This is a genomic window from Kitasatospora sp. NPDC054768 (assembly GCF_053612025.1).
On sequence record NZ_JBSHBN010000002.1, the window covers coordinates 16,826 to 30,227 of the forward strand.

At 70.5% G+C, this 13,402-nt stretch carries 14 protein-coding genes; 5 read left to right on the forward strand and 9 right to left on the reverse strand.

Annotated elements, in window-relative coordinates:
- Position 1: 1 nt before the first annotated feature.
- The 3 genes from ACWGKU_RS00730 to ACWGKU_RS00740 form a co-directional block, all read right to left on the reverse strand.
- The gene (locus ACWGKU_RS00730; RefSeq protein WP_452176995.1) at positions 2-637 is read right to left on the reverse strand and encodes an RloB family protein; all 636 of its coding nucleotides are present in this window, start codon (positions 635-637) and stop codon (positions 2-4) included.
- The gene (locus ACWGKU_RS00735; protein ID WP_452176996.1) at positions 585-1,907 is read right to left on the reverse strand and encodes an AAA family ATPase; all 1,323 of its coding nucleotides are present in this window, start codon (positions 1,905-1,907) and stop codon (positions 585-587) included. The genes ACWGKU_RS00730 and ACWGKU_RS00735 overlap by 53 nt, the downstream gene beginning before the upstream one ends.
- A gap of 186 nt (positions 1,908-2,093) precedes the next feature.
- Positions 2,094-3,263, reverse strand: a complete 1,170-nt coding sequence (locus ACWGKU_RS00740; RefSeq protein WP_452176997.1) for a protein-L-isoaspartate O-methyltransferase — start codon at positions 3,261-3,263, stop codon at positions 2,094-2,096.
- Between the two features lie 541 nt (positions 3,264-3,804).
- Here ACWGKU_RS00740 and ACWGKU_RS00745 point away from each other — a divergent pair.
- Together ACWGKU_RS00745 and ACWGKU_RS00750 are read left to right on the forward strand one after the other, a co-directional pair.
- Positions 3,805-4,500 carry a hypothetical protein gene (locus ACWGKU_RS00745; RefSeq protein WP_452176998.1) on the forward strand — a complete coding sequence of 232 codons (696 nt, stop codon included), beginning with the start codon at positions 3,805-3,807 and terminating at the stop codon, positions 4,498-4,500.
- A gap of 45 nt (positions 4,501-4,545) precedes the next feature.
- On the forward strand, positions 4,546-4,767 hold the full coding sequence (locus ACWGKU_RS00750) for a hypothetical protein (RefSeq protein WP_452176999.1): 222 nt from the start codon (positions 4,546-4,548) through the stop codon (positions 4,765-4,767).
- Between the two features lie 59 nt (positions 4,768-4,826).
- Here ACWGKU_RS00750 and ACWGKU_RS00755 read toward each other — a convergent pair whose 3' ends face one another.
- Positions 4,827-5,357, reverse strand: a complete 531-nt coding sequence (locus ACWGKU_RS00755) for a GNAT family N-acetyltransferase (protein ID WP_452177000.1) — start codon at positions 5,355-5,357, stop codon at positions 4,827-4,829.
- Between the two features lie 99 nt (positions 5,358-5,456).
- On the reverse strand, positions 5,457-5,891 hold the full coding sequence (locus ACWGKU_RS00760) for an ATP-binding protein (protein WP_452177001.1): 435 nt from the start codon (positions 5,889-5,891) through the stop codon (positions 5,457-5,459).
- Between the two features lie 162 nt (positions 5,892-6,053).
- On the opposite strand from ACWGKU_RS00760, the gene ACWGKU_RS00765 reads away from it, so the two are divergent.
- From ACWGKU_RS00765 to ACWGKU_RS00775, 3 genes are all read left to right on the forward strand, one after another.
- On the forward strand, positions 6,054-6,866 hold the full coding sequence (locus tag ACWGKU_RS00765) for a helix-turn-helix domain-containing protein (protein WP_452177002.1): 813 nt from the start codon (positions 6,054-6,056) through the stop codon (positions 6,864-6,866).
- Positions 6,863-7,063, forward strand: coding sequence for a DUF397 domain-containing protein (locus ACWGKU_RS00770; RefSeq protein ID WP_452177003.1), 201 nt, complete (start codon positions 6,863-6,865; stop codon positions 7,061-7,063). Before ACWGKU_RS00765 ends, ACWGKU_RS00770 begins: the two co-directional genes overlap by 4 nt.
- A 209-nt stretch (positions 7,064-7,272) precedes the next feature.
- Positions 7,273-8,121 (forward strand): hypothetical protein, encoded by an 849-nt coding sequence (locus ACWGKU_RS00775; RefSeq protein ID WP_452177004.1) that lies wholly within the window; start codon positions 7,273-7,275, stop codon positions 8,119-8,121.
- 333 nt (positions 8,122-8,454) lie between these two features.
- Here the strand turns inward: ACWGKU_RS00775 and ACWGKU_RS00780 are convergent, their stop codons facing one another.
- The 4 genes from ACWGKU_RS00780 to ACWGKU_RS00795 form a co-directional block, all read right to left on the reverse strand.
- Positions 8,455-8,952, reverse strand: coding sequence for an ATP-binding protein (locus ACWGKU_RS00780; RefSeq protein ID WP_359901437.1), 498 nt, complete (start codon positions 8,950-8,952; stop codon positions 8,455-8,457).
- Positions 8,953-9,151: 199 nt separating this feature from the next.
- On the reverse strand, positions 9,152-10,396 hold the full coding sequence (locus ACWGKU_RS00785; protein ID WP_452177005.1) for a L,D-transpeptidase: 1,245 nt from the start codon (positions 10,394-10,396) through the stop codon (positions 9,152-9,154).
- Between the two features lie 214 nt (positions 10,397-10,610).
- Positions 10,611-11,861 (reverse strand): L,D-transpeptidase, encoded by a 1,251-nt coding sequence (locus tag ACWGKU_RS00790; RefSeq protein ID WP_452177006.1) that lies wholly within the window; start codon positions 11,859-11,861, stop codon positions 10,611-10,613.
- Between the two features lie 217 nt (positions 11,862-12,078).
- Positions 12,079-13,392: a L,D-transpeptidase gene (locus ACWGKU_RS00795; protein ID WP_452177007.1), complete on the reverse strand. Its 1,314-nt coding sequence runs from the start codon at positions 13,390-13,392 to the stop codon at positions 12,079-12,081.
- Positions 13,393-13,402: the final 10 nt, after the last annotated feature.

Consider the following 13,402-nt stretch of genomic DNA (forward strand, 5'->3'; position numbering starts at 1 on the left):
TTCACGGCTGTGCCTCGCCACCTCCGATGGCGAGCGCGAGCTTCCACATGCCGGTGGACGGGTTGACCTCGTGTTCCTTCCCTGATTCGGCCAGTTGTTTCGCCCGACTCGCAGCCAGCCGCCAGTGCGGCGCGTAGAGGTCGAACTTCATGCCGGTCTTCCCGTACCCGGCCGGGAACGCCTCATCAAGGGCCGGCATGAGCTGCTTGAACGATTGAGCCGGACGGCGATAGTCCTTGAAGTGCAGCAGGAGCCACACCTCGAAGCAGGGGTTGGAGAACGCCACCTCGATGTTCTTCTTCCGCGCCTCGACTGCCGTCTGCCCCAGGTCGGGAAATTCATCGACGTCGAGCACGCACCACGTCGCGTCGTACTCGCCGTCCGCTTGGTCACGCAGGAGCACCGCGTGATCGACGACCTGGGAGGGCGACCTCGGGCATTCGACGATCTTCAGTGAAACGGCTGGATTCCGGGCACTCGACTTGAGCCCCTGAAGGTAGTCGCGCTCGGTCACCTTCGCGCCGCAGACGACCAGCAGGCGCTGCCGCGACTCCCGATGCCCCGCCCGCCTGGTCAGTGACGTGTCAAAACTGGGACGCTTGCTTCCGCTCGGCTTCGCCGCCCTTGCCATCTTCATCCCCCCGCGCCGCCACGGCGCTGGCAAAATCGTCGTCGATGTACGGCACGCCGCCGTAGCTCCCGCTGAGGTACCGCCGCTCGCGGTTCTCCTCCTGGCGCGGCTTGAAGTCGGCGAGGGCGAAGAGCTCCGTCTCACCGTGCTCGTTCTTCTCCACGAACCAGACCTGGTCCCGCCGCAGGATCTCCTCCCCGCCGGTCCGGCCGAGCAGACTGGAGTCGTGCGAGGTGAAGATCAACTGGGCGCCGTTCGGATTGGTGGCGGAATCCTGGAAGAGCCCGATCAGGCGTGCGGTGAGAACCGGGTGGAGGCTCGAATCGATTTCGTCCACCACGAAGGTTCCACCCCGTCGGAGCGCCCCCGTGATGAGGGGTGCTTGCCGCAGCAGAGCCTGTGTTCCCTCGGACTCCTCGGACACGTCCATCCTGACGATCCCGTCGCGCCCGCGATGTCCTATCCACGGGCGCATGACCTCGCGCGGCCCGTTCTCTTCGAGGCCTGCCAACCGCCACTCCGGAATGCGCGCACCGTAGCGCCTCCGAAGCTCCCCCTCGTCTTCCAGCACGCGCTCGGTGCCGCAATCGGCGATCCCGAGGTCCGCGGCACGCAGCAGCTCGATGAACTCCGGGTACCGGTCCGGGTTTTCGAGGATTCGCGCAGCCCCGAGGCGGCCCGCGCCGCCCGGCAGCCGTCGGCTGAACTGGAGGCTCCGGGCGAACCAGTCGTACACCGGGCGGAAGTCGTCCTGCCGGGATCGCGCCGCGAGGGACATGAAGAGGACATTGGGTTCGGTGATGTTCTCGACCAGCTCCAGCTCTCGCCGGTGCTGCGAGTCACCGATCTCCACCCCGTCGGCCGAACGCTCGAAGATCTTGCGCTTCCTGCCGCGGGGAAAGCTGTGCAGCCACTCGTCGACCACCCGGTCGTCGTCAACGCTGAACCCGTAGGTGTAGCGGATCCCGTCGATCAGCAGGTCCACCACGTACCAGGACGGTTCCCTGCGCGCCGCCTCTTCGAGACGGAAGGGCTGCCGGGCCACACCACCGTCCGGCTCCGCGTCCCGGTGCGAGTTGACGACCATCCTGCTCATGTATGCCAGGGCATCGATCACGTTCGACTTGCCGGCGGCATTGGCCCCGAAGATGCCTGCCACGGGGACCGCTTCCCAGTGCGTCCCCGGCGGCCTGTCCGCTTCATAGACCGGGTTGAGCTGGAGCGATTGCTCGTCTCTGATCGAGCGGTGGTTCGCGACCCTGAAGTTCAGCAACATCTGTGATCCCCCCTTCGCGGGCTGTCAGGCCTTTCTGCGCAAGTGAATCGCGCAAACAGGCCTTCGGCAAGCCTGAACAGGCTGCCGCAGGCCAGTGGCGCCCGCCCTGAAGCGCGAGAAGTCGGCCCACCCGACTTCTCGGGCAACATCGGCGTCACGCTGTTCAGCCGGAGGATCCGAGAACGGTCACCGCGTGGCCGGGTGCAAGCGTCCGATCGGCCAGCGCGGGCCGGTGTCCGGGTCGCCCTGCCACGCCCACTGGGCGTGCGGGGTGACGGTGACGCCGTAGTCGTACAGGTCGGGACGGCCCAGGTCCTCCCACTGGGTCCAGGCGGCCAGCACCTCGTCGCCGAGGCGGCGCGGCCCGCCCTGGAGGAGCAGCGGCCGACCGTCCGCACCCGGGCGGATCTCGGCCCATGAGCGGTCCCCGTCGTGGACCAGGGCGGCCGGCCCGTCCGCGCTCTGTTCGGTGAACAGCACGGCCTCCGGGACGGCGACGCGCAGCGCGAACCGGAGGTGCCAGTCCTCCAGGCCGGCCGGGTCGCGGTCCAGTGCCCGGCGGGTCTCGGGTTCGGCGTCGCCGCGCACCTGCGCGTACGCGGCGGGGCCGGTGCTCGGCTGGGCCGGGCCGGTCCGGTCGCCCATGAACCGGGCCAGGCCGTGGACCCGGCCGTGGGCGGCGGCACCGTCGTCGGCGACGGTGAGGGCGACGTACCCCAGCCGGCCCCAGGGGTAGACGATCCGTCCGCCCGGCCGGACCGCCGCGACCCAGGACCAGGGGACGGTCTCGACGGCGTAGGCGGCGTGGAGGCGGTCGACCGGGCCGCCGCCCGGCACCCCGCCACCGGTACCGTCCCCGGCCGCCGCCTCGACGTCGAGCCCGGCGTCCGCGAGCCTGGCCCGGGCGAACGCGGCCAGGTGCTCGTCGACCTCGGTGGTGACCACCCGACCCGGCCCGGCCCGCCAGGCGGACAGCGCCGCCGTCCAGCCCTGGCCGGTGCCGATGTCCCACACCCGGTGCCCCGGCTCCACCCGGAGGCTGTCCAGCATGTCCGCCACCACGGAGGGCGCGGACAGCGACGACGACGGGAGGCCGCCGGTGAGCTGGGTGACGGCCGGGGCATCGACGCCGGAGTACAGCTCGGCGGCCCACCTGTCCCGGTCCTCCGCGCGGTCGATCGGCATGTAGGCCCAGCCGTCCCACCGCCACAACCGGTCCGGCGCGAACCGGTCGCGCGGCAGCGCGGCGAAGGCGTCGCGCAGCCACGGCGAATCCTCCGGCCACGCCCCGCGCCGCTCCATCTCCACGTCCAGGCCTGCCCGGTACCCGGCCAGGCCCCCGTCGTCGCTCGTCATCACTTCTTGTGCTTGCCGTTGCTCGGCGGCGGCGGGGTGACCTTCCCGTCGGCGTCGTTCGGCGGGGGCGTTCCCTGGCTCGGGTCCTGCGGCGGCTTCGAGTGCTCTCCCATGCTGTTCTCCTGTCACTGGGACGGACACAACCGGTTGCCATCCTGGCGCCGCATCGCATCCAGAGGTAGGGGCGTGCGGGAGCGGCCATGGGCGCGTCCGGTGGCCCTTGCCCTGTTCGGAGGTCGTCATCATGGTTCGCCCTGGATGCAGGCTTGGCTGCCGACGGCCCCAAGGTCGAGGCATCGGCTGGTTGACGAAAAGCAGGTTGTACGGATGTCTTCGGAAGGGATCTCCGACGGATGCCGCGCGACGCCTACAAGGCGGAGAGCAAGCGTGATGAGTGGAACCTGCTCGGCATCGACCGCGAACACCCGCGATGTCCCTGGGTGTTCTGTCCCGTGAGGCTGGGGATGCGGCTGCCACCGGAGGCGTCGGCGCCCGGAAAACCCCGGCGGGCGTTCCGGGCGCTGACGTAGGATCCGGCCCCGTGCAGAGTGACGATACGACCACGTTCAAGAGTGCCCAGGCGGCCGAGAAGCCCAGCGGCCTCCGGGCGATCTGGGCGAACACCCTGGAGCCGGTGGCTCCGCTGCCCTGGTACCGGCGGGTGCCCCGCAATGCTGTGATCGCGGGGGTCGTGGTCGTCGGCCTGTTCGCCGCGGTGACCGTCGCGGCGGTGACCGGGGCCGGCGCCCCGACGCGGCACCGGATCGTGCTCGCGGACCGGATCGGCGACCAGGTGCGACTCCCGGACGACGGCAGCACCCTGGCCCTGCGCGCCGACATCGAGCGGCAGATGACAGCCCTGCGGCCGTACCGGGAGCTGACGGTGGCCGGCTACGGCGCCGCCGGGTCGACCGAAACCACGCTGACCGTGATCGGGCTGACCGGCAGCTTCCCGGACGTCCGGCGGGAGCTGGACAAGTACTTCGGCACGCAGACGATGAGCGACCCGTCGGACAACCCGGTGGTCGCGCGCCAGGACTACCCGGCCGGCCCCCTCGGCGGCGCGCTGGACTGCGCGGTGCTCGACTACCCGGCCGCGTCCCTCACCACCTGCGCCTGGGCGGACGGCACGACCGTCGGCATCGTCGTCGACGAGACGGGCGCCGGCGAGCCCGAGGAACTGGCCCTGCGCACGCTGGACATCCGGGCCGCCGTCGAGGTCGAGGCGAAGGACTGACCGACGGCCCGCCGGAACTGTCGGACACGTCTCAGGGTCGCCGGAATGAAACCCAACCTTGTGGACCCGGCAACGGTCACCACGGAGATGGCCCTGCGGATTCGCACGTGGCGAGTCGACGAGGACCTCGGCTGGCGCTCCGTGGCCCGGGCCGCGACCGACCTGTGGGGCTCCGAGTACGGCAGCAACCAGATCTACGGCAGGGACCTCTGCGTCGCCGCCGCGAAGGTGCTGGGCGAAGACCCCGACCGGGAACCGTGGAACTGACCCCGGGTGAGCGTGAGAAGTCGGCCCACCCGACTTCTCACGCGGGCGGCGGGGCCCGGTCAGTCGTGGGCCGGCGTCGGGGACCAGAGGCCCAACCACTGGTCGGCGCCGAAGGCCTCGAAGCGCTCGACCTCGGTGAAGCCCAGCTTCGCCGCGAGACGCATCGAGGGGAGGTTGGCGGTCTGGGTGGCGAGCACCACCGGTTCCCCGGGGAGCACGCCGGCGAACCAGTCGAGCGCCGCCGCACACGCCTCGGCGGCGTAGCCGCGTCCCCACGCCTGCGGCAGAAACAGGTAGCCGAGCTCGGCCCTCTCGCCGACCCGGCCGAGGCGCCCCGCCTCCTTGCGGAGCAGGACCTGGCCGATCGTCTCCCCGTCGAGATCGACCGCGAAGATGCCGGGGCTGCGGCTGGGCGCCCCGGGCATCTCGCGCTCGATCTCGTCACGCGGCCGGGCCCCACCGAGGTAGGTGTTCACCTCCGGCGAGGCCAGCAGCTCGATGAACGCCGCCCGGTCCCGGGCCTCGGGCTCGCGGAGCACGAGCCGCTCGGTCCTGATCGGGGCGGACGGCGGCCAGGGAAGGGGGCGCACGGTGGTCTCCTGATCCTCTCGGGCGGCGACTTCCGGCGCCGTCGAAGATCAGGACGCGCTCCGGCGCGACGCCAGTTGCGTGCGCCCGGAGGACCGGGCTCAGCCGTGCGGGTTGGCAGGGGTGGGGAGGGCCAGTTCGCACCAGACGGTCTTGCCGATGTAGCCCTCACCGCGCAGGTGGGCGCCCCAGGAGGTGGAGAGGGAGGCGACGAGTCCGAGGCCACGGCCCGACTCGTCGTCGAGGGTGGCGTGGCGCAGGGTCGGGAGGTTGGCGTTCGCATCGGAGACCTCGATGCGGAGGAGGGAATCGGTGGGGAGGAGGACGCGGACGCCGATCATCCGGTCGCGCTGGGAGCGGGCGTGACGGCAGGCGTTGGTGACGAGTTCGCTGAGGAGGATCAGCCCGGTCTCGGCGGAGTCGACGGGCACCTCCCACTCGAAGGCCTGCCGGATGAAACGGATCCGGGCACGGCCGGCGCTACGAGGGAGGCGGGGGAACATCCACTCGACGACATCGACGGGGTGAGTGAGCATCAGAGTCCTTGGGGGGCGTACGGACGGCTTCACTCGGGAGAGCTGAGTTCGGCCATTTCACCCTTCAAGCGTCGGCAGCCGGGCATAGCCTCAGCAGTTACGCGATACGTACAGCGAGAGCTTGAACCGCCCTGCGACCAGGGCAGGGAGGAGCACGGGGCCGTGAGCACGCCGAAGGAAAACCCGATGTCGTGGAAGTACTGCGGCGACCAGCTCAAGCGGTGGCGTACGAAGGCGGGAGTGACCCGCGAGCAGTTGGCCAAGGAAGCCTGCTACGACATCGAGAGCGTGCGGTCGATGGAGGCGGGGAGGCGGCGGCCGTCGCTCAAGCTGCTTCAGACGGCGGATGAACTGTGTGACGCGAAGGGGATGCTGCTGGGGGCGGCGGACTACCTGGCGCCCGAGAAGTTCCCGTCCTATTCGCAGGGCTACACGCATGCCGAGGCCGACGCGATTGCGATCCACTCGTACGCGGCCCTGCTCATCCCGGGACTGCTCCAGACCGAGGAATACGCCCGAGAGTTGACCAGCCACGCCTGTCCGCCCCTGGACGACGACAGCGTCGAAGCGCGCGTCGCGGGCCGGATGCAACGCCAGGAGAAACTGTCGAACTCACCGAGGGTGCTGTTCGGCTTCGTGATCTACGAAGCCGCACTGCGGGCAAGGGTCGGCAGCGCGGACCTCATGAAGAGGCAGCTCGCGCACATCATCGATGTGAGCCGCCTGCGGAACGTCGCGATCCAGGTGCTTCCTGCAGATCGCGCGGCATATCCCGCCCTCACCGGCCCCATCACCCTACTGGAGACGGCCGACCACGAGCAGCTGGCCTACGTGGAAGGGCATCGAACCGGCGTGCTGCATTCCGACCCGGACAGGGTGAACGTCCTCAGGCAGCGGCATGGAATGATCCGCATGCAGGCCCTCAGTGTCGAGGAGTCCGCAGAGTTCATCGGGAAAGTCTCGGAGGAGCTATGAGCGCCGAAGCCGACTGGTTCAAGTCCAGCTACAGCGACGACAACGGCGGCGAGTGCATCGAAGTCGCCTCCTGCCCCTCCACCGTCCACGTCCGGGACTCCAAGGACAAGGCCGGCCCGACCCTCTCCTTCTCCCCCGCCGCCTGGTCGGCCTTCGTCGCCTTCGCGGCCGAAGCTCAAGCCACCGAGCCCGAGTGACCCCTTAGTGGAACGGGTGGGTAACCACCTTCCAACCACCCCCGCACGCAGCAGATATGACTTATCGTCACGACTTCTCCACAGGCAGTTCCCCCATGTAGCGTGCGCACTAACGAAACAACCCCCGCCGGTGCAGCAACACCGAACGGGGGTCTGACCGGCACGATCGAAGAGGGTTCGATCCTGTGGCTACCCACGACTCTACCGTCATGGCCTCCCCCGGATACGGCAAGCAGTCGGCCCCCGGGCAACTCCCCCCGGCAGCGGACGACTTCACTCACCTCCCGGCCCGCGAGGCATACCTCGCCAGCCTGATCAACCAGCTTCCCGACGGCGCCGCGATGGACGTGAAAACCCTCGCCGCGCACCAGCCCCTCTTCGGGCAGATGGCCGTCCGCTCGGCCCTCAACAAGCTCTCCACCGCAGGTCACCTGCGCCGCGTCCGGGAACGGGTCAACGCCGAGCACCCCCAGTGGGTGTTCCGCACCTACTTCTCCCGGACGCCCCGCTCCGACGCTTGGTGGAACCACTTCCTCGCCACTGGGGGCGCCGGGGAGGCGTCAACGGATTCCGCACCCGATCCCCCGGAAGAGCGAACGCGCAACCGCGCCCCCCTCACCTCGGTCGCCTACGCCGCCCTCGCCGGCCTCGGCATCGCGGACGCCCGCCTCTCCCTCTCCGCCACCGACTGCGAAGCGCTCGAACCGCTCGCCGCCGAGTGGTTCGCCCGGGGCGCCACCCTGGCCCTCTTCATGAACGCCCTCACCTCGGGCCTGCCCACCCCGGTCCACAGCGCGGCGGCCCTCACCCGGCGCCGCCTGATCGACAAGCTTCCGCCCGAACGCCCGCAGCCGCCGGAAGCCGTCCGCATCCCCGAGTGCACCGACTGCCGGACCCCCTGCCGACCGCAGGTCCTCCTCGGCGGCCTCTGCCGCGCCTGCCGCAGCGGCGGCGGAACCGCGACCCCACCGCCCCGCTCCGGCGGCCTCTCCCCGACCGCCGTCCGCGCGCACGCCGCGCGAGCCCGCCAAGCCATGGTCACATCGCCGCGATCGTGAATATTCACAGGCAATGGCGTTAACGTATGCAAAATCCAAAGGTGAACTAGGTAACAAGCCTTGCATTCCAAGACGCCTGGTTTGCCCGCATGCTGAGATCCGTGCGATAGTCGAAGCAGCCCAACGGCGGGCGACACCGCACGCCGCCCTGGGCCGATGACTTCGGCGGGCCCGACCTGGCACTGCCGACACCCATCGCGCGGCACGCACCCCCTTGGCCGACGCGATGACCTGCAAGGGCCCCCGCCCGCCGGACCACGGCGAATCCGGGGGCCCTGCGTGTTTTCCGGGGAAACCGTCGGCCCCGCCCGGACCTCGGACCCACCCCGGCCCTCAGGGCCGCTCGCGCACCTTCAGCTCGAACCAGACGCCCTTGCCCCGCGGCAGCAGGTCCGCGCCCCAGCGGTCGGCGAGGTCGTCGACGATCTTCAGCCCCCGCCCCCGCTCGTTCACCGGCCTGGCCTCGGCGAGGATCATGCAGGGCAGCGCCCGGGAGGAGTCCCGGACCTCGATCCGGAGCCAGCCGGGCTTGCGGCTGACGTGCAGGCCGATGGTGCGCCCGGCCGCGTGCCGCACCGCGTTGGCCACCAGCTCGCTGGTGAGCAACTCCCCGGCCTCCAGGTGCTGGTGGAGCTCCCAGGACTCCAGGACGGAGAGCACCAGTCTGCGGGCCACCGGGCCCGACTCCGGCCGGGACGGCAGCCGCACCTCGTTGGGCGCCGACTGGTCGCACAGTCTGCCGGAGTACAGCTCCTCCAGCTCCTCGGAGGTGAGCCGCTCCAGCGCCGAGAGCCCGCCGCCCTGGACGTCGATCCAGGAAACCTCGGCCACCGCGCCGACCCCGGGAACCGATGACTGATCTGCTTCGCCCCAACCCGCCATGCGGACCATCATTGCGGAACGCAAGCAGCCGCGTACGGACAATGAGCAAACGATCTCCGCGAGTCGGCATATGCCGGAAGCAAGAAGGGGTCACCCGGGCCGACTTCCGTCAATCCCGGGTTGACCCCTCACACGCCTCAGCAGCCGGTCACCAGTTGCTCCACGGGACGTTCCAGCCGCTCAGCCCGTTCGCCGGGTCGAGCGTCTCCTTCCGGATCGAGTTCTTCACGACCATCACGTCGCCGACCAGCGAGCCGTCGTAGAACTTGCCCATGGAGGTGCTGGCGCCGCCGCCCTCGACGTCCTTGAGGCCCACGCAGCCGTGGCTGACGTTGTCCTCGCCGAAGGTGCTGCTGCTGCTCCAGTAGTTGCCGTGCACGTACGTGCCGGAGTCGGTGAGCCGCATCGAGTGCGGGACCTGGAGGTCGTACGGCGCGCCGGTCATCCCGGGCAGGGTGCTGGACTGCATCCGCACCACGCCCTCCTTGGACATGACCACCATCGTGCCGTTCCAGGTGGGGTGTTCGGGTGCGCCGGCGCTGATGTCGATGTCGCTCGACGCACCGTCCCGTACGACCGTCATCTTGTGTGCCGCGGCGTCAACCGTCGAAACCTGGGACCGCCCGATCGTGAAGGGCTCGTCCCGGTCCGCGCCGTACACCCCCGGGGCGATCTCGACGCTCTTGAGCCGGTAGTGCACGACCACCTTGGTCCCGGGCGTCCAGTACTGCTCCGGGCGGAAGTCCAGCCGGCGGTCGTTGAACCAGTGGCCCTTGACCACGGTGCCGTTGTCGGTCTGGAAGGTGATGCCCCGCAGGACCTCGTCCTTGTTCTTGACGTCCTTGCCGAAGTTCACCGAGACGATCATGCCGACGCCGTACGTGGCGTCGTTGTCCACGTTGTCGGAGGCCTTGGCGAGCGCCGTCGGCGTCAGCGTGGTGAAGCTGCTGTCCGCCGTGGCGACCGCGCCGTTCGCGTCCGCGGCCATCGCGCTGACCTGGTAGGCGGTGCCCACCTCCAGGCCGGCCGTCGGCGTCCAGGAGGCGCCGTCGGCGGAGATGGTGCCGGGGACCTCCTTGCCGGCCCTGTCGCTCACCTTGACGGTGGTGAGCCTGCCCCCGGTCGCGCCGATCCTGAGCGCGTTCGGCGCCACGTCCACCGAGCCGGCCTTGGGCTCGATGCTCACGGCGGCCGTGGAGACCTTCGGCACCGCGCTGGTGGGCACCGCGCTGGTGGGCGCCGCCGCCGCGGGCGTGGCAGCGGCCCCGCCGGCCCCCAGGTCGGCCTTGGCCGCGCTGCCCCCCGTACCCCCGCCGCCCCCGCCGCAGGCCGCCGTCAGCGTCATCGCCCCGCCGACCAGACCGACCGCCACCACTCTGCGTATCGACCTCAACGTCGATTCCCTCCCTCAGAAGATCCGAGAAACTCCCCGTGGACCCGACGGACCCGACCGGTTGCACGCACCCGGCCACCGGAAAGGTTGCGCCACGCGTGGGGCTGATCGCCCCGGAAACCGCGGCGGCCCGACCCCAACGGGTGAGGATCGGGCCGCGCGGCGAAGGACTCGCCGGAGGGCCCGGGTATCCGGGCCCTCCGGCGGGTAGGGCCTACCAGTTGGCCCAGTCCACGTTCCAGCCGCCCAGCCCGTTGGAGGGCGCGACGGTCTTCTCCTTGGTGTTCACGACCTTGATCGGGTCGCCGATCATCGAGTCGTTGAAGAACTTGCCCGCGACCGAGCTGTCGCTGCCGCCCTTCACGTCCTGCATCGACACGCAGCCGTGGCTGGCGTTGGTCTTGCCGAACGGGCTGGCCCAGTAGTTGCCGTGCACGAAGGTGCCGGAGGTGGTCAGCCGCATCGCGTGCGGCACGTCCTGGATGTCGTACTCGCCGCCGAGACCGACGGTCTGCGAGTTCATCCGGGTGACCTTCTCCTTGGACATGACCACCATCGTCCCGCCCCAGGACGGCGTGGCGTCCGCGCCCAGGGTGACCGGCAGGGTGGCGCTCTGACCGTCCCGCTCGACGGTCATCTGGTGCGACTTGGCGTCCGCGGTGGAGATCATCGACCGGCCGATGGTGAACGGCTCGTCCTTGTCCACGTCGCCGTAGATGCCGGGCGCGACCTCGACGTTCTTCAGCCGGTACTTGACGGTCACCTTGGTGCCCGGCGCCCAGTACTGCTCCGGGCGGAAGTCCACCCGGCGGTCACCGAACCAGTGGCCCTTGACCACGGTGCCGTTGCTGGACTCGATGCTGATGCCCTTGACGACGGCGTCCTTGTTCTTGACGTCCTTGTTGAAGTTCACCGAGACGATCATGCCGACGCCGTAGGTGGCGCCGTCGCTGATGTTGTCGTTGGTGGCGATCTTCTTGTCCGGCGTCAGGGTGGTGAACGAGGTGGTGGACGCGGCCACCAGGCCCTCGCCGTCCTTCGCCTGCGCGTTCACCTTGTACGCCATGCCGACCGCGAGCGCCCCCGCGGGCTTCCAGCCGGAGCCGTCCGGGGTGATCGCCCCGTCGACCGGCTTGCCGTCCTTGTCGGTCACCTCGACCGTGGTGAGCTTGCCGTTGGAGACGGACACCTGGAGCCCGTTCGGCGGGACGTCCTGGGCACCGTCCTTCGGCTCGACGGCGAGCACCGCGGCCGAGGGCTTCGGCGTGGCCGACCCGCCCCCGTCCGCCGCGGCCGAAGCCGAGGCCCCACCGCCGGCCGCCGAACCGCCCGAACCGCTGCCCTTGTCGTCGTTGCAGGCCGCGGTGAGCAGCAGCACCCCACCCATGACCAGCGCCATCGCACTCCTGCGCCCGTAGCGGTTGGTGGTGCGTATCGCTGCGCCGGCCGTCTTACCCGTCTTCACGGTTTCTCCCCTCCCGGTATTCACTCACTTGACGCGCTGAGTGCCCCCATGAGTTGCACTGTCCGGCCGATCTTTCCGGCCGGACCCCGGACGCGCCGGAGCAGGATAACTAAGCCTTCCGAGTGAAAGCTGAGGGGAGTCGGGTTGACGGCGTGTGAAGCAGGCGTGAAGTCGGGACGGAACGGGACGGAAACCCCCTCGGACCCCTGAACGGCCCTTACGGCACGGCCGGCGGCACGGCCGGAACGGACACCACGGCCGACGGAACCCCGGACTCGGACGCCCCGACCGACACCGCCTGCGGCAGCGCGCTCCCCGCCACCCACTGCTCCCACGGTACGTTCCAGCCGTTGAGCCCGTTCTGCGGCGGCACGAAGTCCCCGGACGAGGCCTTCACCTCCAGCACGTCCCCCGGGATGGTGTGCTCGAACAGCCAGCCCGCCGGGGAGTCCTTGCTCGCCCCGCCCTTGGCATCGGCCAGCCCGATGCAGCCGTGGCTGGTGTTGGTGGCGCCGAACACCCCCGGGTCGGCCCAGTAGTTGCCGTGCACGAAGGTGCCGGAGGTGGTCAGCCGCATGGCGTGCGGGACGTCCTTGATGTCGTACTCGTCGCCCATGCCGACGGTCTGCGAGTCCATCCGGGTCACCTTGTACTTCTCCGACACCACCATCACGCCCCGGTAGGTGGAGTGGTCCCGGCTGCCGCCGGAGACCTTGAGCACCCGGACCACCGCGCCGCCCTGGCCGGCCCGGACGGTCAGGGTGTGGGCGTCCAGGTCGACGGTGGAGACCTGCGCCCGGCCGACGGTGAAGTGCAGCTCCCGGCTCTGGGTGCCGAACTCCCCCGGCGCGCCCTGCACGTCCTTGAGCCGCAGCGCCACCGCGACCTTGGTGCCGGCCGCCCAGTACTGCTGCGGGCGGAAGTCCAGCCGCTGGCCGTCGAACCAGTGCGCGGCCACCGGCACCGGCGGGTCGGCGGCGACCTGGACGGCCTTCTCCACCGCCGCCCGGTCGGTGATCGGACGGCTGAAGCGCAGCGACACCGGCATGCCGACGCCGACCGTGGAGCCGTCCTCCGGGGTGAAGAAGGCCACGAAGGTGTGCGCCCGGGCGACGGTCGTGAACGCCGAGTGCTGGGCCGCCTTCTGGCCCTGCTCGTCCTCGGCGACGGAGTCCAGGGTGAACGCGGTGCCGAGCGGCAGCGGGCCGTCCGGCGCCCAGCCGGTGCCGTCCGGGGCGATCGTGCCGGGCACCTCGGTGCCCTTGGCGTCGGCCAGCCGGACGGAGACCAGCCGGCCCTGCGCGGCGCTCACCCGGACGGCGCCCTCCGGCTGCACGTCCTGCGCGCCGTCGGCCGGCTGCACGGTGAGCACCGCCCGGGACGGCGCCGCCGGCGTGGTGTGCCCACCGGCCGCGACCGCGTCCCCGTCCGGCACGGCCGTGGAGCCACCGCCGCCGCAACCCGTCAGGACGGCAAGGCAGCAGGCCACCGCCGCCGCGCCCCGCGCCCACACCCGTCCTCGGCGCCGCATCCCGGGGCCC